Below are 20,285 nucleotides of genomic sequence, written 5' to 3' on the forward strand. Positions count from 1 at the left end.
TATGTTAATGCCTAAACGCGTAAAATATCGTAGAGAGCATCGTGGTAAAATGCGTGGTCGTGCAAAAGGTGGAACTGAAATTGCTTTCGGTGAATTCGGTTTACAAGCACAAGCTGCTTCATGGATTACAAACCGTCAAATCGAAGCTGCTCGTCGTGCAATGACTCGTTACATGAAACGTGGCGGTAAAGTATGGATTAAAATTTTCCCTTCTAAGCCTTACACTGCAAAACCTCTAGAAGTACGTATGGGTTCCGGTAAAGGGGCACCAGAAGGCTGGGTAGCAGTAGTAAAACCTGGGAAAATTATGTTCGAAATCGCGGGTGTATCTGAAGAGGTAGCACGCGAAGCATTACGTCTTGCAGCTCACAAGTTACCAGTGAAATGTAAATTCGTAAAACGTGAAGAAAATGGTGGTGAATCTAATGAAAACTAATGATATTCGTGAATTAACCACTGCCGAAATCGAAACAAAAGTTAAAGCTTTAAAGGAAGAGTTGTTTAATCTTCGCTTCCAACTTGCTACAGGACAATTAGAGAATCCAACTCGCATCCGTGAAGTGCGTAAAGCGATTGCTCGTATGAAAACTGTAGTTCGTGAAAGAGAGATCGGAATTAATCGATAAATTGAGGGGAGGTTTGCATAGTGAGCGAACGTAACCAACGCAAAGTTTATACTGGTCGTGTTGTGTCTGATAAAATGGACAAAACGATTACAGTTTTAGTTGAAACTTACAAAACTCATTCCTTGTACGGAAAACGTGTTAAGTATTCTAAAAAGTACAAAGCCCATGATGAGCAAAACCAAGCAAAAATTGGCGATATCGTAAAAATCATGGAAACTCGCCCGCTTTCTGCTACTAAGCGTTTCCGTTTAGTTGAAATCGTTGAAGAAGCGGTTATTATCTAAATAGACGAATCGGAATTTTTAGTCCGAAGGGAGGTTTCATAACATGATCCAACAAGAATCTCGTTTGAAAGTTGCTGACAACTCTGGTGCACGTGAACTTTTAACAATTAAAGTATTAGGCGGCTCTGGTCGTAAATATGCTAACATCGGTGATATTATCGTTGCTACGGTAAAACAAGCAACACCAGGTGGCGTTGTTAAAAAAGGTGACGTTGTTAAGGCAGTAGTGGTACGTACGAAGAGCGGAGCTCGTCGTCCGGACGGTTCTTACATTAGCTTTGATGAAAACGCAGCGGTTATCATTAAAGACGATAAGAGCCCACGTGGTACTCGTATCTTCGGACCAGTAGCTCGTGAATTACGTGATAGCAACTTCATGAAGATCGTTTCTTTAGCTCCAGAAGTTCTATAATTTAAGGTATTGCCTTGCTAAGGAGGTGCAGAATTAAGATGCATGTAAAAAAAGGTGATAAAGTACAGGTAATCACTGGTAAAGACAAAGGAAAACAAGGTGTTATCCTTGTGGCTTTCCCAAAGCAAAACCGTGTTATCGTTGAGGGTGTTAACATCGTTAAGAAGCACTCTAAGCCATCTCAATTAAATCCACAAGGTGGAATTATTACGAAAGAAGCACCTATTCACGTTTCTAATGTTATGATATTAGATCCGAAAACAGGCGAACCTACTCGCGTAGGCTTCAAAGTAGAAGATGGTAAAAAAGTTCGTATTGCAAAAAAATCTGGTGAATTATTAGATAAATAATTTTCTTAAGAAAGGAGGTCACTTCATTGAATCGCCTTAAAGAGAAGTTCCAAAAGGAAATTACTCCTGCTCTAGTGAGCAAGTTTAACTATAAATCTGTGATGGAAGTACCGAAAATCGAAAAGATCGTAATCAACACTGGTGTTGGTGACGCGGTATCTAACTCAAAAGCTTTAGACAATGCAGTAGAAGAATTAACACAAATCGCAGGTCAAAAACCTGTTGTAACTCGCGCTAAAAAATCAATCGCTGGTTTCCGTCTTCGTGAAGGTATGCCAATCGGTGCGAAAGTAACTTTACGCGGCGAGCAAATGTATGAGTTCTTCGACAAATTAGTATCAGTTTCTTTACCACGTGTGCGTGATTTCCGTGGTGTTTCTAAGAAATCATTCGACGGTCGTGGTAACTACACATTAGGTGTTAAAGAGCAACTTATTTTCCCTGAGATCGATTATGATAAAGTAAGCAAAGTCCGCGGTATGGACATCGTAATCGTTACTACAGCGAAAACTGACGAAGAAGCTCGTGAACTTTTAACACAATTCGGTATGCCATTCCAAAAATAATGGAAGCCAACGCTAAGTAGAGGAGGCGAAAACGTGGCTAAAAAATCTATGATAGCGAAACAAAAGCGTACTCCTAAGTTTAAAGTACAAGAGTATACACGTTGCGAACGCTGCGGTCGTCCGCATTCTGTATACCGCAAATTTAAACTTTGCCGTATTTGTTTCCGTGAACTTGCATATAAAGGTCAAATTCCTGGTGTTAAAAAAGCTAGTTGGTAAAACCCACAAATGGGAAGGAGGTAAAACACATGGTGATGACAGATCCAATTGCAGACATGCTTACTCGCATCCGTAATGCGAACATGGTACGTCATGAGAAATTAGAGGTTCCTGCTTCTAAAATCAAAAAAGAGATCGCTGAACTTTTAAAACGTGAAGGTTTCATTCGTGATGTAGAATACATCGAGGATAACAAACAAGGTATCCTTCGTATTTTCCTGAAATATGGTGCAAACAACGAACGTGTAATCACTGGATTAAAACGTATCAGTAAACCTGGCTTACGCGTTTACGCAAAAGCTGATGAAGTACCACGTGTACTTAACGGATTAGGTATCGCTCTTGTTTCTACATCTAAGGGAGTAATGACGGACAAAGACGCTCGTCAATTACAAACTGGTGGAGAAGTAGTAGCATACGTTTGGTAATATATATTTAAACGAACGGAGGTGTGACCACATGTCTCGTATTGGTAAAAAGATTCTTGAAATCCCTGCAGGTGTTACTATCACAATTGCAGAAGACAATACTGTAACAGTAAAAGGCCCTAAAGGTGAATTAACTCGTACTTTCAATGCTGATATGTCTATCAAAATTGAAGAAAATACATTAACAGTTGAGCGTCCATCTGAACAGAAGGAACACCGTGCATTACACGGTACAACTCGTGCTTTAATCGGAAACATGGTTGAAGGTGTAACTACAGGTTTCGCACGCGGACTTGAATTAGTCGGTGTTGGTTACCGTGCTCAAAAACAAGGTGATAAACTTGTATTAAGCGTAGGTTATTCTCATCCAGTAGAAATGACTCCGGAAGCAGGTCTTGAAGTTGAAGTACCTGCACCAACTAAAATCGTAATTAAAGGTATCGACAAGCAACGTGTTGGCGAATTCGCTGCTAACATCCGTGCTGTACGTGCTCCAGAGCCATATAAAGGCAAAGGTATTCGTTACGAAGGCGAAGTTGTTCGTCGTAAAGAAGGTAAAACTGCTAAGTAAACCCGTTAGGTGAGAGAAAGGAGTGACAAGAATGATCACTAAAGCTGATAAAAATGCGACTCGTAAGAAAAGACATGCACGTGTACGTGCTAAGCTTACTGGTACTGCAGAACGTCCACGTTTAAATGTGTTCCGTTCTAACCAACATATTTACGCTCAAGTTATTGATGATGTAAATGGTGTAACGTTAGTAAGTGCATCTACTCTTGATAAAGACCTTGCTCTTAACGGTACTAGCAATATTGAAGCTGCTACGAAAGTTGGAGAATCAGTTGCTAAGCGTGCTGTAGAGAAAGGCGTTAAAGAAGTAGTATTTGATCGCGGTGGTTACTTATACCATGGCCGTGTTAAAGCTCTAGCTGAAGCTGCTCGTGAGGCTGGATTACAATTTTAATGGTCAAAGGAGGGAAAATTGATGCATCGCATTGACCCAAGTAAATTAGAACTTGAAGAACGTGTAGTTACGATAAATCGTGTCGCGAAAGTTGTTAAGGGTGGTCGTCGTTTCCGCTTTGCTGCACTAGTTGTAGTTGGCGATAAAAACGGTCATGTTGGATTCGGTACTGGTAAAGCACAAGAGGTACCAGACGCAATTCGCAAAGCTATCGAAGACGCTAAGAAAAACTTAATCGCAGTACCATTAGTTGGTACGACAATTCCACACACAATCAACGGTCATTTTGGAGCTGGTGAAGTATTCTTAAAACCTGCTGCTGAAGGTACTGGAGTTATTGCTGGTGGACCAGTTCGTGCGGTACTTGAATTAGCTGGTGTACAAGATATTCTTTCGAAATCTCTTGGTTCTAACACACCAATCAACATGATTCGCGCTACTGTGAACGGTTTAAGCGAACTTAAGCGCGCTGAAGATGTTGCAAAATTACGCGGTAAATCTGTAGAAGAGCTACTAGGTTAAGGAGGGAAAACAAATGGCGAAAAAGTTAGAAATTACCCTCACTCGTAGTGTAATTGGTCGTCCACAAGATCAACGTGCGACGGTAGAAGCTTTAGGTCTTAAAAAGTTGAATTCAACTGTAGTTAAGGAAGAAACTCCTGCTATTCTTGGTATGATCAACAAAGTTTCTCACCTTATAACTGTAAAAGAAGCTTAAGGATAACTCATTAATATAAGGAGGTGCCTGGGAATGAAACTTCATGAATTAAAACCTGCAGAAGGTTCTCGTAAAGTACGTAACCGTGTCGGTCGTGGTATCGGTTCTGGTAACGGTAAAACTGCTGGTAAAGGTCATAAAGGACAAAACGCACGTTCTGGTGGCGGTGTTCGTCTTGGCTTCGAAGGTGGTCAAACTCCATTATTCCGTCGTTTACCAAAACGCGGCTTCACAAACATTAACCGTAAAGAGTTTGCTATTGTAAACTTATCAACGTTAAATCGTTTTGAAGATGGTACAGAAGTAACACCTGAATTATTGCTGGAAACTGGCGTTATCAGCAAGTTAAACGACGGTGTTAAAGTTCTTGCAAGCGGAGCTGTAGAGAAAAAATTAACTGTTAAAGCGCACAAGTTCTCTTCAAGTGCTAAAGAAGCAATTGAAGCAGCTGGCGGATCAGTTGAGGTGATCTAATGTTTCGTACAATCTCCAACTTTATGCGCGTTGCTGAGATAAGACGTAAAATATTATTCACTTTAGCGATGTTAATCGTATTCAGGATTGGCACGTTTATCCCAGTGCCATTTACAAATGGAGACGTACTGAAAGCACAAGATCAATTAAATGCTTTAGGTATCCTAAATACATTTGGCGGTGGCGCCTTGAAAAACTTCTCCATCTTTGCGATGGGAATCATGCCGTATATTACAGCATCCATCATCGTGCAATTATTGCAGATGGATGTTGTTCCTAAATTTTCGGAATGGTCGAAGCAAGGCGAAATGGGCCGTCGTAAATTAACGCAATTCACGCGTTATTTTACAATTGTTCTTGCGTTTATTCAGGGGTTTGGTATGTCGATCGGTTTTAACGGTATGGTAGGTGGACAGTTAATTTTGAATCCAGGTTGGAGCACTTATTTATACATTGCTACGGTACTGACTGCTGGTACTGCATTTTTAATGTGGTTAGGTGAACAGATTACAGCTAAAGGTGTAGGTAATGGTATTTCCATCCTTATCTTTGGTGGTATTGCCGCAGCGATCCCAAGTGTTATATCTCAAGTGTATCAGCAACAGTTTCAAAATATCGGAGATCAATTGTTCATGAGTATCGTTAAAGTTGCATTGATTTTACTAGCTGTGCTAGCAGTTATTGTTGGTGTTATTTTCATTCAACAGGCTGTTAGAAAGATCCCAATTCAATATGCGAAGCGTGTAACAGGAGGAAATGGTAGTTATACTGGAGCACAAAACACACATTTACCGCTTAAGGTAAATAGTGCGGGTGTTATTCCAGTAATTTTTGCTGTTTCATTCTTAATTACGCCTCCGACTATTGCACAGTTCTTCCCGAAACATGATGTATCGCAGTGGATTATTGCAAATTTTAACTATTCTCACCCAGTGGGAATGATAATATATGTAGCGCTCATTGTAGCCTTCGCATATTTCTATGCATTTGTTCAGGTTAATCCAGAGCAAATGTCAGAAAATCTAAACAAGCAAGGTGGATATGTTCCAGGTATTCGTCCGGGTAAGAATACAGAACAATATCTAACAAAAATCTTGTATCGTTTGACCTTTGTAGGATCAATTTTCCTAGCAGCGATTGCAATTTTACCAGTTATCTTTACGAAATTGGGAAATCTTCCTCCATCTGCACAGATTGGTGGAACGAGTATGTTAATCGTTGTCGGCGTTGCTTTAGAAACAATGAAGCAGCTAGAAAGCCAATTGGTAAAACGCCATTACAAAGGGTTTATCAAGCAGTGAGTAAGTGGGAAGAATCATCTTCCCTACATGCTCATGTACTGAGGGGGAACAAGGATGAACTTAATTTTAATGGGGCTTCCTGGTGCTGGTAAAGGTACACAAGCCGAACAGATTGTTGCCAAGTATAACATCCCTCACATCTCAACAGGAGATATGTTCCGTGCGGCTATGAAGGCTGAAACTGAACTTGGTTTACAAGCAAAATCTTTTATTGATAAAGGTGCGCTTGTTCCAGATGAAGTTACAATTGGAATCGTTCGTGAACGTTTAAGTCAAGAAGACTGTGTAAAAGGCTTCTTATTAGATGGTTTCCCACGAACAGTTGCACAAGCATCTGCTCTTGAAGAGATTATGAAAGATCTTGGCAAAAAAATCGACTATGTTTTAAACATTAATGTGGATTCAGGATTGCTATTAAAACGTCTTACAGGCCGTCGTATTTGTAAAGAGTGCGGTGCGACTTACCACTTAGAATTCAATCCGCCAGCAAAAGCTGACGTGTGCGATAAATGTGGTGGCGAATTATATCAACGCTCTGATGACAATGAAGAGACTGTAGCAAATCGTTTAGATGTAAATATTAAGCAAACAAAACCTTTGCTTGATTTCTACGAAGAGCTTGGTTACTTACAAAGCATTAATGGTGAGCAAGATATCAATAAAGTATTTGCTGATATCGATGTTCTCATCGGAGGCTTAGCGTAATGATCATCTGCAAAACTCCTCGCGAGATAGAAATCATGCGAGAAGCTGGCAGGATCGTTGCTTTAACTCATCAAGAGTTGAAACAGCATATTACTCCAGGAATTACAACGAAAGAGCTCGATCAAATAGCGGAAAAGACGATTCGAAAACATGGTGCTACGCCATCTTTTAAAGGATACAACGGATTTCCGGGGAGCATATGTGCTTCTGTAAATGAAGAGCTTGTACACGGGATTCCAGGGAAGCGCAAGCTCGAAGAGGGCGATATCATCAGTATCGATATTGGTGCGAAATACAATGGGTACCATGGAGATTCTGCATGGACGTATCCAGTTGGAAACATTTCTGAATCTGTTCAAAAGCTACTTGATGTCACAGAAAAATCGTTGTATCTTGGTTTAGAACAAGTAAAACCAGGCGAAAGATTATCAAATATCTCACATGCGGTTCAAACCCATGCTGAAGAGAATGGATTCTCGATCGTTAGGGAGTATGTTGGTCACGGAATCGGGCAAGACTTACATGAGGACCCTCAAATCCCGCACTATGGTCCACCAAATAGAGGTCCTAGATTAAAGCCGGGAATGGTCATCTGTGTTGAGCCGATGGTGAATCAAGGAAGACGATATGTAAAAACACTATCTGATGACTGGACAGTGGTAACGGTAGATGGTAAATGGTGTGCCCACTTTGAGCACACGATTGCTCTTACAGAAGCAGGATACGAAATCCTTACCACTTTATAAGTAGCTGGCTCTCCGGGATTTCAGAGCAGTGTAAAATGTTACTGATTTGATGAAGGGAGAACTATTGAATGGCTAAAGATGATGTAATTGAAGTCGAAGGTACCGTTCTTGAAACGTTGCCAAATGCTATGTTCAAAGTAGAATTAGAGAATGGGCATGTCGTATTGGCTCACGTTTCTGGTAAAATCCGTATGAACTTCATTCGTATTTTACCAGGAGACAAAGTTACGGTAGAATTATCTCCGTACGATTTAAATCGTGGTCGTATTACGTACCGTTTTAAATAATATAGCACTCCGTAATCTTTAAGGAGGTTCGAGACATGAAAGTAAGACCGTCAGTTAAACCAATCTGCGAAAAATGTAAAGTTATTCGTAGACGTGGAAAAGTAATGGTTATTTGTGAAAACCCTAAACATAAACAAAAACAAGGTTAATCAGAAGGAGGTGCATTCGGAATGGCACGTATCGCAGGTGTAGATATTCCTCGTGACAAACGCGTTGTTATTTCTTTAACTTACGTATTCGGCATTGGTCGCACAACTGCTGAAAAAATTCTTGCTGAAGCTGGTGTTTCTGAAGAAACACGAGTTCGTGATTTAACGGAAGACGAATTAGGTCGTATCCGTGACATCGTAGACCGCGTTAAAGTTGAGGGAGACCTTCGTCGTGAAGTTTCTCTTAACATTAAACGTCTAATGGAGATCGGTTCTTACCGTGGTCTTCGTCACCGTCGTGGTTTACCAGTTCGTGGTCAAAATTCTAAAAACAATGCTCGTACGCGTAAAGGTCCACGTCGTACAGTAGCAAATAAAAAGAAATAATAAGTAAAGGAGGTTGAACTAACAATGGCACGTAAAACAAACACTCGTAAAAAACGTGTGAAAAAGAATATTGAAGCTGGTATTGCTCATATTCGTTCTACTTTCAACAACACAATCGTAACACTTACAGATACTCACGGTAACGCACTTTCTTGGTCTAGTGCTGGTGCACTTGGTTTCCGTGGATCTCGTAAATCTACTCCATTCGCTGCGCAAATGGCTGCTGAAACTGCTGCTAAAGCTGCAATGGAACACGGTTTAAAAACTTTAGAGGTTACTGTTAAAGGTCCTGGTGCTGGTCGTGAAGCTGCAATTCGTGCTCTTCAAGCTGCAGGTCTAGAAGTAACAGCAATTAGAGATGTTACTCCAGTTCCTCATAATGGATGTCGTCCACCAAAACGTCGTCGTGTGTAATTTTTCTGTATAGAATTTTCCCTTTTGTCTATAATGGATATGATGCATTATCGAGAAATTTCGTACAGAAACATCGCTTGTTGTGCACAATCGGGAACTGCCTAAGGGGGACTTTCGGTTAGACAGAGGGTTTTTCCTTTGTTTAGCCGGGGTTTCGACGTTTTGAAGGAGGGTTTAGTTAATGATTGAAATCGAAAAACCGAAAATCGAAACGGTTGAACTTAACGAAGATGCTAAGTATGGCAAATTCGTGATTGAACCGCTTGAGCGTGGATATGGTACTACTTTGGGTAACTCCTTACGTCGTATTCTTTTATCCTCACTCCCTGGTGCCGCTGTAACTGCTATCCAAATTGATGGCGTATTACACGAATTTTCAACAGTTGAGGGCGTAGTAGAGGACGTTACGACGATCATCTTAAACTTGAAAAAGTTAGCTCTTAAAATCTACTCTGAAGAAGAGAAGACGTTGGAAATCGATATACAGGGCGAAGGTATTGTCACAGCTGCTGATATTACTCACGATAGTGATGTTGAAATCTTAAATCCAGATTTATACATCGCAACGTTAGCAAAGGATGCGCATTTCCGCGTGCGTTTAACTGCAAAGCGTGGCCGTGGGTATACGCCAGCTGATGCAAATAAAAGCGAAGATCAACCAATAGGAGTAATTCCTATTGATTCTATTTATACTCCAGTATCACGTGTGACTTACCAAGTGGAAAAGACACGTGTCGGACAAGTGGCTAATTATGATAAGCTTACGCTTGATGTATGGACGGATGGAAGCATCGGGCCAAAAGAAGCTATCTCTTTAGGTGCCAAAATCTTAACTGAGCATTTAAATATCTTCGTTGGTTTAACTGATGAAGCACAAAATGCTGAGATTATGGTCGAGAAGGAAGAAGACCAAAAAGAAAAAGTTCTAGAGATGACTATCGAAGAACTTGATCTTTCTGTTCGTTCTTATAATTGCCTAAAACGTGCAGGAATTAATACTGTACAAGAGCTTGCGAACAAAACAGAAGAAGATATGATGAAAGTTCGTAACTTAGGACGTAAATCCTTAGAAGAAGTTAAGCATAAGCTTGAGGAATTAGGCTTAGGTTTACGTAAAGACGACTGAGGATTTAAACTCATCAACAAAGGAGGGAACTACGAATGGCATACAGAAAATTAGGCCGTACAAGTGCGCAACGTAAAGCTATGTTACGTGACTTAGCTACTGATTTAATTATCAACGAGCGCATCCAAACGACAGAAACACGTGCAAAAGAACTTCGTTCTGTAGTGGAAAAAATGATCACTTTAGGTAAACGCGGAGATCTTCATGCTCGTCGTCAAGCAGCAGCTTTCATCCGTAATGAAGTTGCTAACGCTGAGACTGGTCAAGATGCACTTCAAAAACTATTCGCTGATGTAGCTCCACGCTATGCTGAGCGTCAAGGCGGATACACTCGTATTGCAAAAATTGGTCCACGTCGCGGAGACGCAGCACCAATGGTAATTATCGAGTTAGTATAATGATAATTAAAAGGGCAAGACAGTTCTTTTCAAGTAACTGGTCATGGCCCTTTTTTTTTTAAGTATAGAAAAATAGGCTAACTTGGCGAAGGAAAGGGTGCCTTGCATTGAAAAAAGAGAAACTTCGCACAGAAAATATATCATTTCAATATCCTGGGGCAGCTTCTTATGCTTTAAAGGATGTTTCATTTTCCTTATATGAGGGAGAATGGATATCTATCATTGGACAAAATGGTTCAGGGAAGTCTACACTCGCAAAGTTATTAAATGGATTGTTTCTGCCAGAATCAGGAACAATTACTGTGAATGATACATTAGTTTTATCTGAGGAAACGGTATGGGATATTCGAAAACAAATAGGCATGGTATTTCAAAACCCAGACAATCAATTTGTTGGTACGACAGTACAAGATGATGTTGTGTTTGGTTTAGAGAATATTGGAATGCCTCGGGAACAGATGATAGAACGATTGGAGCAGGCTTTACAGCTTGTTAGAATGGAAGAATTTCTAAACGAAGAGCCCCATTCATTATCTGGTGGACAAAAGCAACGTGTGGCCATAGCAGGTGTTTTAGCACTTCAGCCAGCTATTTTAATATTAGATGAGGCAACGTCAATGTTAGATCCACAGGGAAGACGTGAAGTAGTTGAAACGGTTAGACAACTTGTGAATGAAAAAGGGATTACCGTCTTATCAATTACTCATGACCTAGAAGAAGCTGCACAGTCAGACCGTATTATTATTTTAAATAAGGGAGAAATATTAGAGGAAGGGACACCAGAGCAAATTTTCAAGTCCTCTCATATGCTCCAAGAAATTGGATTAGATGTACCATTTTCAGTAAAAATAGCAGAATTATTAAAAAGAAATGAAATTCTCTTGCAAAATACGCATCTTACAATGGAAAGCTTGGTGAACGAACTTTGGAGATTACATTCCAAAAAGTAGAACATCGTTATCAATATAAAACTCCATTTGAAAGACGCGCACTTTATGATGTAGACGTGTCGTTTCCAAGTGGGGGCTATTATGCCGTTATCGGTCATACTGGTTCCGGCAAATCGACGATGATTCAACATTTAAATGGTTTATTGCAGCCGACAAATGGTACGGTTCAAATTGGTGAACATTTAATTTCTGCAGGGAAGAAAGAGAAGAAGTTAAAGCCGCTGCGAAAAAAAGTAGGGGTTGTCTTTCAGTTCCCAGAACATCAACTCTTTGAAGAAACAGTTGAGAAGGATATTTGTTTTGGTCCTACTAATTTTGGTGTATCTGAAGAAGAGGCAAAGCGTAAGGCGAGAGATGCAATTCAGCTTGTTGGATTGGACCTAGAGCTATTAGCCCGTTCTCCCTTTGAATTAAGCGGTGGACAGATGAGGCGCGTTGCAATAGCAGGCGTACTTGCGATGGAACCTGAAGTACTCGTATTAGATGAACCTACAGCAGGACTCGATCCGAAAGGACATCACGAGCTTATGGGGATGTTTTATAAGTTGCATAAGGAGCAAGGGCTTACAGTTATTCTTGTTACTCATAATATGGAGGATGCTGCTAAGTATGCAGATCAGATTGTTGTTATGCATAAAGGAACGGTCTTTTTGCAAGGAAGAGCAGAGGAAGTATTTTCACATGCTGATGAATTAGAGAAAATCGGTGTGGATCTTCCAATGTCTTTAAAGTATAAACGTGCAATTGAAGAGAAGTTTGGTATTTCTATTCCAAAGGCTACCTTATCTTTAGAGGATCTTACTCATGAAGTTGTACAGGTGTTACGAAAAGGTGGTCATGAATCATGCAGCAGTTGATTATTGGGAGATATATTCCAGGTCAGTCACTCATTCATCAACTTGATCCTCGTACGAAGCTGTTGATTGTCTTTTTATATGTATTTGTTGTCTTTCTAGCAAATAATGCGATTTCATATGGATTTTTATTTTTATATGCACTCATTGCTTTATTTTTTGCAAAAGTGCCGATTCGTTATGTACTTTCGGGCTTAAAACCAATTTTATGGATTTTTCTTTTTACATTTTTCCTGCATATTTTTACAAATAAAGAAGGGGATGTATTGTTCCAGCTTGGTTGGTTTTCGATACATGAAAAAGGATTAGAACAGGGAATATATATTTCTATACGCTTCGTCGTCATTATTTTAATGACAACATTATTAACATTAACAACAACACCAATCGAAATTACGGATGGTCTGGAGACGTTATTAAAACCGTTAAAACGTATAAAGGTTCCTGTTCATGAAATCGCATTAATGATGTCTATTTCTCTTCGTTTTATCCCAACATTAATGGATGAGACGAGTAAAATTATGAAAGCACAAGCATCACGTGGTATTGATTTTGCCGGAGGACCGATAAAGGATAGGATGAAAGCAATTATCTCTTTACTCGTTCCGCTTTTCATTAGTGCTTTTAAACGCGCTGAGGACTTAGCAATTGCGATGGAAGCCCGTGGGTATCAAAGTGGTGAAGGACGTACTAAATTTAGGCAGCTACGCTGGAAAACAAGCGATACAGTAACAATAATAAGCTTACTTTGTTTAGCGTGTATTTTAGCATGGGTGCGATCATAATGGAGAATAGAGAAATGGAAAGAATAAAATGTACAGTTGCATATGATGGTATTCATTTTTGTGGCTATCAAATTCAGCCTCAGCATCGTACTGTTCAACAAGAAATAGAGAAAGCATTACAGAAATTGCATAAAGGGGAACCTATTCGTGTTCAAGCTTCAGGGAGAACAGATTCTACCGTTCATGCAAGAGGACAAGTCATACACTTTGATACAACGTTATCTCTTGAAGAATGGCAATGGAGTAATGCTTTAAATACAATGTTGCCGGACGATGTTGTTATTCTGCAAGTAGAGAAAAAAACAGAGGATTTCCACGCACGTTATGGTGTTGAGAGAAAAGAATATCGTTATCGTGTATTATTATCTAAAACTGCGGATGTATTCCGTAGAAACTATGTATATCATTATCCATATCCAATTGAGATGGAATCTATAAGAAGGGCAATTCCTTATTTAATTGGGACACATGACTTTACTTCATTTTGTTCGGCAAAAACTGATAAAAAAGATAAAGTGCGAACAATTTATGAAATCGAGTTAATTGAGCAAGAGGATGAATTAATTTTTCGTTTTGTAGGCAATGGATTTTTGTATAATATGGTTAGAATTATTGTTGGTACGTTACTTAGCGTAGGACAGGGAAAGATTGATTCTGACAGTATTCCAGAGATTTTTGCGAAACAAGATCGTCGTTTTGCTGGGAAGATGGCGCCAGGTCATGGGCTTTATTTATGGCAGGTAAACTATAACAACTAATCCTGGTGTAACATTTGCTTGACATTAGAAACTCAAAAGGATATCATAACATATGGTATTGTTTCTAAAACCACGATTAGCCCCGGAAGGAAATCGTGTTTAAGATAAACAATAGATTTTTTCTATGGAAAAGATAACGAGGAGGGAAACACATGCGTACGACTTTTATGGCAAAAGCTAACGAAGTTGAGCGTAAATGGTATGTGGTTGACGCTGAAGGTCAAACTTTAGGTCGCCTAGCTAGTGAAGTAGCATCCATTTTACGTGGTAAAAACAAACCTACATTTACACCACACGTTGACACGGGTGATCATGTAATTATTATTAACGCTGAGAAAATTCATTTAACAGGTAATAAATTAAACGATAAAATTTACTACCGTCACACTAACCACCCAGGTGGACTTAAGCAAAGAACAGCTCTAGAAATGCGTACAAACTACCCTGTACAAATGTTAGAGCTTGCAATTAAAGGCATGCTTCCAAAAGGACGTTTAGGACGTCAAGTGTCTAAAAAATTAAACGTGTATGCTGGAGCAGAGCATCCACACCAAGCACAAAAACCAGAAGTTTACGAACTTCGCGGATAATTAATTAAAGGAGGGCTTACTTTGGCACAGGTTCAATACTATGGTACTGGACGTCGTAAGAGTTCAGTAGCACGCGTACGCCTAGTTCCAGGCGAAGGACGCGTTATCATTAACGGTCGTGATTTTGAAAACTATATCCCATTTGCTGCATTACGTGAAGTAGTGAAACAACCTCTAGTTGCAACAGAAACTTTAGGTAACTACGATGTACTTGTAAACGTAAATGGTGGTGGATACACTGGTCAAGCTGGTGCTATTCGTCACGGTATTTCTCGCGCTTTATTAAAAGCTGATCCAGAATACCGTCTAACATTAAAACGTGCGGGTCTATTAACTCGTGACGCACGTATGAAAGAGCGTAAAAAATACGGTCTTAAAGGCGCACGTCGTGCACCTCAGTTCTCAAAACGTTAATTTTTGCGAACTTCAAACCCCAACCATTTGGTTGGGGTTTTTTATTATGTTCAATTCTTCGTATTTATTCGCAATTCATTTTTCTTAGAGCTTGGAATATTTTAGTCCTACCTTCCTACGTATGCTTCGCCTTTAGAAGTTTAGACTAATACGTATTAGGGAGGTTTATAAGTACTATGAATGTCATTGTCAGCTTACAAGAAAAACAAAAAGAAAAGCAGTTAAAATATGAGCGGAAGATGCTACGTGAATTATCATTAAAGACATTGCGTTCGAATATCCGTGATGCTTTTGATATGCAAGAACTTCATAGACAGTATGAGGACTATTGTATTGAGTTAGGAATTGAATCGTACTTACTAGGAGCGAGATATAGTAAATTTGGTTATTATGGTGAATCCTTTTTTGATGTGAAATATAGAGCTTTAGAAGAAGAACAGCAACTAACAGAAATGTTATTTCACTTTTTAGCTAGTATGGCTATGCGTGAGATAGAATCGAAAGATGAAGAAGTGCTCTACGAATCCTGTCAGCGGTTTATTAGCCTCTGGTGGCGTGAGGGATATGAAAAGGGTGAAAGAAGATATCGATTAAAGCTTCATTAAGACAAGCATAAACTTTCCTCTTGTCCCATATAAGTAATTAGAGGGACTAGCTGGAGGAGGAAAGGTATGAAGAGAATTAGAATTATCTCTCTTGTGCTAGCTGCGGTTGTCTTGTTTTTCTTGGTGAAACAAGAAGTTCAAATTACAAAATCGTGGAGAGCTTGGAATTTACCCCTATCTGGGAAAGTAATTGTACTAGATGCTGGACATGGTGGGCCGGACGGGGGAGCTGTTGGCGGGAAAGATATTGTAGAAAAAGACATCACGCTTGAAATTACAAAAAAGGTACAAGATTATTTACAAGAGCAAGGTGCTTTAGTAATTTTGACGCGTGAGGGAGATTATGATTTAGCTAATAAGGATACAAAATCGTATAGCAGACGTAAAGCTGAAGATTTGAAAAAACGTGTAGAAATTATTAATAAGCCTGATGTAGACTTTTTTGCAAGTATTCATTTAAACGCTTTGACAAGTAGTGGATCAAGAGGGGCTCAAACGTTCTACTATCGCTCTTTAATTGAAAATGAACGGGCGGCAAAATTTATACAAGCTGAATTGCGAACGAGCTTAGAAAATACAAATCGTTCAGCTAAAACAATCCCTCATGTGTATTTACTCAAGTATGCAGAAACACCAGGTGCTTTAATTGAGGCGGGTTTTTTATCAAATGTAAATGAAAGATATATGTTAAATTCAGAGAAGTATCAACAAAAAGTAGCAGCTGCTATATACCGTGGAATATTACGTTATTTTACGGAAAAAGGAAATCCTCCAGAATAGGGAGGGTTTTTTTGAGGTTCTCTCGTTAACGAAGTTTTCGGAAAATATGTTATACTGGAAATGTAAACGCATTTATTTGAAAATAAAGAGGGACAAACTTAATACATTTAACATAATGTTATTTTCATACAGGGGGCTGGGCTAATTATGGTAACGAAAGAGCAAGTAGTGGAAGCACTTGAAGGGATTGCTGATCCGTTTCTACATAAAACGTTAAAAGAAACAAATGCAATTAAAGAGGTAACGGTCAAGCCAGAAAAAGAGCATGTGAGTGTTAAAATCGCAATTGTAAAAACAGGGACAGCGGAGCAGATGCAACTTCAGGCAGCTGTTGTGAAACTTGTGAAAGAACTTGGTGCAGCAACAGTTGGACTTCGTTTTGCTGAATTTACGGAAGAGGAATTATCTCAATTTGCACCACCGCAGGAAGAGAAGCAAAGTGAATCTTTACTGTCTCCAAATTCGAAAACAACATTTTTAGCGGTTGCAAGTGGAAAAGGTGGAGTGGGTAAATCAACTGTTTCAGTTAACCTTGCAATTTCATTAGCACGTTTAGGCAAGAAAGTTGGTATTATTGACGCGGATATTTACGGTTTTAGTGTACCGGATATGATGGGGATAGAAAAACGCCCAATTGTAAGAGGGGATAAAATTATCCCAGTGGAGCGATTAGGGGTTAAAGTAATTTCGATGGGATTCTTTGTAGAGGATAATGCTCCTGTTATTTGGAGAGGGCCTATGCTAGGGAAAATGTTAAATCACTTTTTCACGGAGGTGGAATGGGGCGATTTAGATTACTTAGTACTAGATTTACCGCCAGGTACAGGTGACGTGGCATTAGATGTGCATTCAATGTTACCATCGTGCAAAGAAATTATTGTGACAACACCTCATCCTACAGCTGCATTTGTAGCAGCGCGTGCTGGAGCGATGGCTTTGCGTACGGAACATAGTATTCTTGGTGTTGTTGAAAATATGGCATATTTTGAAAGTAAAGTAACTGGTGAAAAAGAATATGTGTTTGGAAGAGGTGGCGGAGATAAATTAGCTACAGAGCTACAAACAGACGTATTAGGAAGAATCCCACTTCAACAACCTGATTGGAATAAAGAAGATTTTGCGCCGTCAGTATATGAAGATACGCATACAACAGGTATTATTTATCGAACAATAGCTGAGCAGGTTATTGATAGAACGTCTATAAAACAGAAATAAATGGCGAAATAATGAGTGGGCTGTCTTCATCGCCCGCTCATTATTAATATAATCACCACTTAATTATAGGGGCATTTCCTTATTTTTGTTCTTTGTTTCCGCCTTCTCCACCAGAGCCCTTTTTACCAGAGCCGCTCTTTTCAGCTTTTTCAACACCTTTGCTAATAATATCAATCATTTTCGCTTGGAAAAGTGGACTTTCAGCAGTTTCGGTTAAGACTTGTTGTAAGTATTGACGATATTCTTTACTTTTCATCGTTTGCAACATGATCTTTTCTACTTCGGGATTTTTCATAATTTCTATAACACCTGCTTGGTACTCAGGGTCTTTTAGTAGAGTCTTCATCAAGTTTGTTTGTTCTTTTCCCATACTTTTAGCGAATTTAGAAGAAAATTCAGGGTCTTTGAATAGTTTTTCCCAAAATTGTTGCCCTTTTTCGGATACCATTGCATCTTCAATTGTTTTCTTTACTACTGTTTCATCTAGTATGAGTGCTTGCTTCATTTTTTCATCGGTCAATACATCTTGGATTGCTTTCTTTCCTTGATCCGTTTTTAAAATATCTACAATCATTTTTTTTGTTTGATCGTAATCTAGTTCGGGTTTTGCTTCTTTTCCTTGTGCACATGCAACTAGTGAGATACATAGAAGGGAAGAAATTAACACGAGTAGCATCCGTTTCATAAGTTGGAGCTCCTTTCAACACAGTTCTCTTTTTTTAATATAAATATCTTTAAGGAATTTATACATGTTCATGGCTAGCTTTTTGAAATTGTCATTGATACAATTTAATTAGAAATATACGAATAATGGGGGATGTGTTGTGAATAGCCGAAAGTGGGTACGACTATTTTTTACGACGTTGTTTCTTGGAGGGATTAGTACTATCTTTATTGGTTTTGTTCTAGGGTGGGACAAGTATGTTGAATTTTTTCAAAATTTCGAAGTTAAGGAAATTTTAGCGGTTTCTTTTTGGTTAATGGGTGTAGGGTTTATTTTTAGTGTCATAAGCCAAATGGGGTTCTTCGCATATTTAACGGTTCATCGTTTCGGATTAGGGATGTTTCGATCATCTTCTTTATGGAATGCGGTGCAGCTCTTCTTTATTGCATTTGTATTATTTGATTTTGTGTATTTAAGATCTGTATTGATTGCGAACGGTAATGTTTCATTAGGAAATAACATACTGGTGGCTGGGATCTTATTTATATTCGGAGTGATTGTAGCTTATATAAAGAGTAAAGAAACGAATAATAAAGCATTTATACCTGCGTTATTCTTTATGGTTGTTGTAACAATCCTTGAATGGGTACCAGCGTTACGGATTAATGATACAGATTGGCTATATTTAATGGTTATACCGCTTTTATTATGTAATGCGTATCAGTTACTTGTATTACATCGTTTAATAGGAAGAACAAGTAAGTCGGTTTAATTAAGGGAATAAAAAAGAGCTCAACTATCTCCCGTGAAAGGTAGTTGAGCTCTTTTTATCATAGAGAAAGGTGTTTAACCTCTTACATAGTAGGGAACCTAATTATTTAACATCTTCGCTTTTGGCACTCGTATTAGAAATAAGTTGTGATACGGAGATTTGTTCGTATCCATCGCTTTTTAACTTTTGCAGGAGTAGTGGCAGAGCTTTATTTGTTTGAAGTGCAGAATCGGAAGCGTGTAGTAAGACGATATCTCCTCCTTTTAAATTGTTAGCAACGGTAGAGACAATTTTATTTACACCAGGATTTTTCCAATCATTCGAATTATTACTCCAGTGGACAACTGTATATCCAAGAGATTCGGCCACTTTAAGTGTTGTTTTATTAAAATCACCACTAGGTGGACGGAATAGCTTGACTTGTTTTACGCCAAGCTTTGTAAAAACGTCTTGTGCACGTAAAAGATCTCGCCGCATTTCGTTTGCTTCTAGTGAAGTGTAAGAGTTGTAGTTATAGCCCATACTACCGATTTCATGACCATCTTTCATAATACGCTCGACAATATCAGGATGTCTTTCAGCCCATGCAGCAGAGAGGAAGAAGGTTACGTTCTTAATTTCTCTTTCTTTTAATGTATCAAGGATTGGAATAGCTTTTTTGTCTCCCCAACTAATATCGAATGTGAACGCAACTTGTTTTTTGGCAGTGTCACCTTTGTAAATAACTTTAGGACCAGTAGCAGTTGAAAAAGCAGATTCATGTGAATATGTTTTTAAGAAGAGTAGCCATGCTGTAAATAAGGAAAGTACAACTATTAAACTAATGTGTTTAAACGTACGCTTACTTGTAATAAAAAAGAAAAACATAATATTCCGCCCCTTTGTCCAATCCTTTTCAGTAACATATATGCTTAAATCTTTGAAAAGAGAACAGTAGGGTTAATATCGTAAGTAATGGATTATAATAAAGGATAGGGTTTGATTAATAAAGAGTAGATTATTTTCGTGTAAGGAATTGTTGGGGTGATGATTTGCTTGGGATTATGATGACGAAAGAAGAACAAAAAGAAATGGAATACATATTAAAGAGAGAGTTAGATGAACTTTTATTTGATTTTGAAGATGAGCGTATACATAATGTGGTGAAAAAGACGATGGAAGAACGATATAAGATTATTTTTTGCTTATTTAGAAGGGTTGCAAATGCAGAAGAATGTATGCGGTATATGAGAAAAAGAATTTTTTATTAAAAAGCATTGACGTTAGTATTTAGTATATGGTAAATTAATAAACGTCGCTGATGCGGAACAGCAGAAAGCGAAAAAAGAAATTAAAAAACTTAG

The 20,285-nt window shown here is 38.8% G+C and carries 35 protein-coding genes; 33 read left to right on the forward strand and 2 right to left on the reverse strand.

Annotated elements, in window-relative coordinates; translation table 11 throughout:
• Position 1 precedes the first annotated feature (1 nt).
• From rplP to DJ93_RS13700, 31 genes are all read left to right on the forward strand, one after another.
• A complete protein-coding gene (rplP, locus tag DJ93_RS13550; RefSeq protein WP_000928969.1) occupies positions 2 to 436 on the forward strand; it encodes a 50S ribosomal protein L16 in 435 nt (144 codons plus the stop codon).
• Positions 426 to 626 (forward strand): 50S ribosomal protein L29, encoded by a 201-nt coding sequence (gene rpmC, locus DJ93_RS13555; protein WP_000855718.1) that lies wholly within the window; start codon positions 426 to 428, stop codon positions 624 to 626. The genes rplP and rpmC overlap by 11 nt, the downstream gene beginning before the upstream one ends.
• 20 nt (positions 627 to 646) lie before the next feature.
• On the forward strand, positions 647 to 910 hold the full coding sequence (rpsQ, locus tag DJ93_RS13560; protein WP_016116954.1) for a 30S ribosomal protein S17: 264 nt from the start codon (positions 647 to 649) through the stop codon (positions 908 to 910).
• Positions 911 to 953: 43 nt separating this feature from the next.
• Positions 954 to 1,322: a 50S ribosomal protein L14 gene (rplN, locus tag DJ93_RS13565; protein WP_000615914.1), complete on the forward strand. Its 369-nt coding sequence runs from the start codon at positions 954 to 956 to the stop codon at positions 1,320 to 1,322.
• Between the two features lie 38 nt (positions 1,323 to 1,360).
• Positions 1,361 to 1,672 carry a 50S ribosomal protein L24 gene (gene rplX / locus DJ93_RS13570; RefSeq protein WP_000558200.1) on the forward strand — a complete coding sequence of 104 codons (312 nt, stop codon included), beginning with the start codon at positions 1,361 to 1,363 and terminating at the stop codon, positions 1,670 to 1,672.
• Between the two features lie 26 nt (positions 1,673 to 1,698).
• On the forward strand, positions 1,699 to 2,238 hold the full coding sequence (gene rplE, locus DJ93_RS13575; RefSeq protein WP_001080829.1) for a 50S ribosomal protein L5: 540 nt from the start codon (positions 1,699 to 1,701) through the stop codon (positions 2,236 to 2,238).
• Between the two features lie 33 nt (positions 2,239 to 2,271).
• On the forward strand, positions 2,272 to 2,457 hold the full coding sequence (gene rpsN, locus DJ93_RS13580; protein ID WP_001085700.1) for a 30S ribosomal protein S14: 186 nt from the start codon (positions 2,272 to 2,274) through the stop codon (positions 2,455 to 2,457).
• Between the two features lie 29 nt (positions 2,458 to 2,486).
• The gene (gene rpsH, locus DJ93_RS13585; RefSeq protein WP_000245511.1) at positions 2,487 to 2,885 is read left to right on the forward strand and encodes a 30S ribosomal protein S8; all 399 of its coding nucleotides are present in this window, start codon (positions 2,487 to 2,489) and stop codon (positions 2,883 to 2,885) included.
• Between the two features lie 31 nt (positions 2,886 to 2,916).
• Positions 2,917 to 3,456 carry a 50S ribosomal protein L6 gene (gene rplF / locus DJ93_RS13590; protein ID WP_000086554.1) on the forward strand — a complete coding sequence of 180 codons (540 nt, stop codon included), beginning with the start codon at positions 2,917 to 2,919 and terminating at the stop codon, positions 3,454 to 3,456.
• Between the two features lie 31 nt (positions 3,457 to 3,487).
• On the forward strand, positions 3,488 to 3,850 hold the full coding sequence (gene rplR, locus DJ93_RS13595; protein ID WP_000628816.1) for a 50S ribosomal protein L18: 363 nt from the start codon (positions 3,488 to 3,490) through the stop codon (positions 3,848 to 3,850).
• Positions 3,851 to 3,871: 21 nt separating this feature from the next.
• The gene (gene rpsE, locus DJ93_RS13600; RefSeq protein WP_000554646.1) at positions 3,872 to 4,372 is read left to right on the forward strand and encodes a 30S ribosomal protein S5; all 501 of its coding nucleotides are present in this window, start codon (positions 3,872 to 3,874) and stop codon (positions 4,370 to 4,372) included.
• Between the two features lie 13 nt (positions 4,373 to 4,385).
• Positions 4,386 to 4,568 carry a 50S ribosomal protein L30 gene (rpmD, locus tag DJ93_RS13605; RefSeq protein ID WP_001085231.1) on the forward strand — a complete coding sequence of 61 codons (183 nt, stop codon included), beginning with the start codon at positions 4,386 to 4,388 and terminating at the stop codon, positions 4,566 to 4,568.
• A 33-nt stretch (positions 4,569 to 4,601) separates the two neighbouring features.
• Positions 4,602 to 5,042 carry a 50S ribosomal protein L15 gene (gene rplO / locus DJ93_RS13610; protein WP_000766081.1) on the forward strand — a complete coding sequence of 147 codons (441 nt, stop codon included), beginning with the start codon at positions 4,602 to 4,604 and terminating at the stop codon, positions 5,040 to 5,042.
• Positions 5,042 to 6,343, forward strand: a complete 1,302-nt coding sequence (gene secY / locus DJ93_RS13615) for a preprotein translocase subunit SecY (protein WP_042981375.1) — start codon at positions 5,042 to 5,044, stop codon at positions 6,341 to 6,343. The genes rplO and secY overlap by 1 nt, the downstream gene beginning before the upstream one ends.
• A gap of 54 nt (positions 6,344 to 6,397) precedes the next feature.
• Entirely contained in the window at positions 6,398 to 7,048 is a 651-nt protein-coding gene (locus tag DJ93_RS13620; protein ID WP_017150140.1) for an adenylate kinase, read from the forward strand.
• A complete protein-coding gene (map, locus tag DJ93_RS13625; RefSeq protein WP_042981376.1) occupies positions 7,048 to 7,794 on the forward strand; it encodes a type I methionyl aminopeptidase in 747 nt (248 codons plus the stop codon). Before DJ93_RS13620 ends, map begins: the two co-directional genes overlap by 1 nt.
• Before the next feature lie 68 nt (positions 7,795 to 7,862).
• Complete coding sequence (infA, locus tag DJ93_RS13630; RefSeq protein WP_001029884.1) at positions 7,863 to 8,081, forward strand: translation initiation factor IF-1; 219 nt, start codon at positions 7,863 to 7,865, stop codon at positions 8,079 to 8,081.
• 35 nt (positions 8,082 to 8,116) lie between these two features.
• The gene (gene rpmJ, locus DJ93_RS13635; protein ID WP_000868344.1) at positions 8,117 to 8,230 is read left to right on the forward strand and encodes a 50S ribosomal protein L36; all 114 of its coding nucleotides are present in this window, start codon (positions 8,117 to 8,119) and stop codon (positions 8,228 to 8,230) included.
• Between the two features lie 21 nt (positions 8,231 to 8,251).
• On the forward strand, positions 8,252 to 8,617 hold the full coding sequence (rpsM, locus tag DJ93_RS13640; RefSeq protein WP_003194382.1) for a 30S ribosomal protein S13: 366 nt from the start codon (positions 8,252 to 8,254) through the stop codon (positions 8,615 to 8,617).
• Between the two features lie 24 nt (positions 8,618 to 8,641).
• Entirely contained in the window at positions 8,642 to 9,031 is a 390-nt protein-coding gene (gene rpsK, locus DJ93_RS13645) for a 30S ribosomal protein S11 (RefSeq protein WP_000101798.1), read from the forward strand.
• Between the two features lie 181 nt (positions 9,032 to 9,212).
• Positions 9,213 to 10,157 (forward strand): DNA-directed RNA polymerase subunit alpha, encoded by a 945-nt coding sequence (locus tag DJ93_RS13650; protein WP_042981378.1) that lies wholly within the window; start codon positions 9,213 to 9,215, stop codon positions 10,155 to 10,157.
• A 35-nt stretch (positions 10,158 to 10,192) separates the two neighbouring features.
• Positions 10,193 to 10,555 (forward strand): 50S ribosomal protein L17, encoded by a 363-nt coding sequence (gene rplQ / locus DJ93_RS13655; protein WP_000331490.1) that lies wholly within the window; start codon positions 10,193 to 10,195, stop codon positions 10,553 to 10,555.
• 107 nt (positions 10,556 to 10,662) lie between these two features.
• Positions 10,663 to 11,505, forward strand: a complete 843-nt coding sequence (locus DJ93_RS13660; RefSeq protein ID WP_042981380.1) for an energy-coupling factor ABC transporter ATP-binding protein — start codon at positions 10,663 to 10,665, stop codon at positions 11,503 to 11,505.
• Complete coding sequence (locus tag DJ93_RS13665; RefSeq protein ID WP_042981381.1) at positions 11,481 to 12,362, forward strand: energy-coupling factor ABC transporter ATP-binding protein; 882 nt, start codon at positions 11,481 to 11,483, stop codon at positions 12,360 to 12,362. The genes DJ93_RS13660 and DJ93_RS13665 overlap by 25 nt, the downstream gene beginning before the upstream one ends.
• Positions 12,350 to 13,144, forward strand: coding sequence for an energy-coupling factor transporter transmembrane component T family protein (locus DJ93_RS13670; protein WP_042981383.1), 795 nt, complete (start codon positions 12,350 to 12,352; stop codon positions 13,142 to 13,144). The genes DJ93_RS13665 and DJ93_RS13670 overlap by 13 nt, the downstream gene beginning before the upstream one ends.
• A 14-nt stretch (positions 13,145 to 13,158) precedes the next feature.
• The gene (truA, locus tag DJ93_RS13675; RefSeq protein ID WP_042984198.1) at positions 13,159 to 13,902 is read left to right on the forward strand and encodes a tRNA pseudouridine(38-40) synthase TruA; all 744 of its coding nucleotides are present in this window, start codon (positions 13,159 to 13,161) and stop codon (positions 13,900 to 13,902) included.
• 152 nt (positions 13,903 to 14,054) lie between these two features.
• Positions 14,055 to 14,492, forward strand: a complete 438-nt coding sequence (gene rplM, locus DJ93_RS13680) for a 50S ribosomal protein L13 (protein WP_001260793.1) — start codon at positions 14,055 to 14,057, stop codon at positions 14,490 to 14,492.
• Between the two features lie 21 nt (positions 14,493 to 14,513).
• Complete coding sequence (gene rpsI / locus DJ93_RS13685; protein WP_000079986.1) at positions 14,514 to 14,906, forward strand: 30S ribosomal protein S9; 393 nt, start codon at positions 14,514 to 14,516, stop codon at positions 14,904 to 14,906.
• 176 nt (positions 14,907 to 15,082) lie between these two features.
• On the forward strand, positions 15,083 to 15,511 hold the full coding sequence (locus tag DJ93_RS13690) for a DUF2521 family protein (RefSeq protein WP_042981384.1): 429 nt from the start codon (positions 15,083 to 15,085) through the stop codon (positions 15,509 to 15,511).
• 66 nt (positions 15,512 to 15,577) lie between these two features.
• Positions 15,578 to 16,291 (forward strand): N-acetylmuramoyl-L-alanine amidase CwlD, encoded by a 714-nt coding sequence (cwlD, locus tag DJ93_RS13695; protein WP_042981386.1) that lies wholly within the window; start codon positions 15,578 to 15,580, stop codon positions 16,289 to 16,291.
• A 147-nt stretch (positions 16,292 to 16,438) separates the two neighbouring features.
• Entirely contained in the window at positions 16,439 to 17,506 is a 1,068-nt protein-coding gene (locus DJ93_RS13700; protein ID WP_042981388.1) for an Mrp/NBP35 family ATP-binding protein, read from the forward strand.
• Positions 17,507 to 17,585: 79 nt separating this feature from the next.
• Here the strand turns inward: DJ93_RS13700 and gerD are convergent, their stop codons facing one another.
• Positions 17,586 to 18,191 (reverse strand): spore germination lipoprotein GerD, encoded by a 606-nt coding sequence (gene gerD, locus DJ93_RS13705; protein ID WP_042981389.1) that lies wholly within the window; start codon positions 18,189 to 18,191, stop codon positions 17,586 to 17,588.
• A 139-nt stretch (positions 18,192 to 18,330) separates the two neighbouring features.
• On the opposite strand from gerD, the gene DJ93_RS13710 reads away from it, so the two are divergent.
• Positions 18,331 to 18,942, forward strand: coding sequence for a KinB-signaling pathway activation protein (locus DJ93_RS13710; RefSeq protein WP_042981390.1), 612 nt, complete (start codon positions 18,331 to 18,333; stop codon positions 18,940 to 18,942).
• A 102-nt stretch (positions 18,943 to 19,044) separates the two neighbouring features.
• Here DJ93_RS13710 and pdaB read toward each other — a convergent pair whose 3' ends face one another.
• Positions 19,045 to 19,809: a polysaccharide deacetylase family sporulation protein PdaB gene (pdaB, locus tag DJ93_RS13715; RefSeq protein ID WP_042981392.1), complete on the reverse strand. Its 765-nt coding sequence runs from the start codon at positions 19,807 to 19,809 to the stop codon at positions 19,045 to 19,047.
• Positions 19,810 to 19,973: 164 nt separating this feature from the next.
• Here pdaB and DJ93_RS13720 point away from each other — a divergent pair, with 164 nt between their 5' ends.
• Entirely contained in the window at positions 19,974 to 20,192 is a 219-nt protein-coding gene (locus DJ93_RS13720) for a hypothetical protein (protein WP_042981393.1), read from the forward strand.
• Positions 20,193 to 20,285: the final 93 nt, after the last annotated feature.

Source organism: Bacillus clarus (genome assembly GCF_000746925.1).
Lineage (GTDB): Bacteria > Bacillota > Bacilli > Bacillales > Bacillaceae_G > Bacillus_A > Bacillus_A clarus.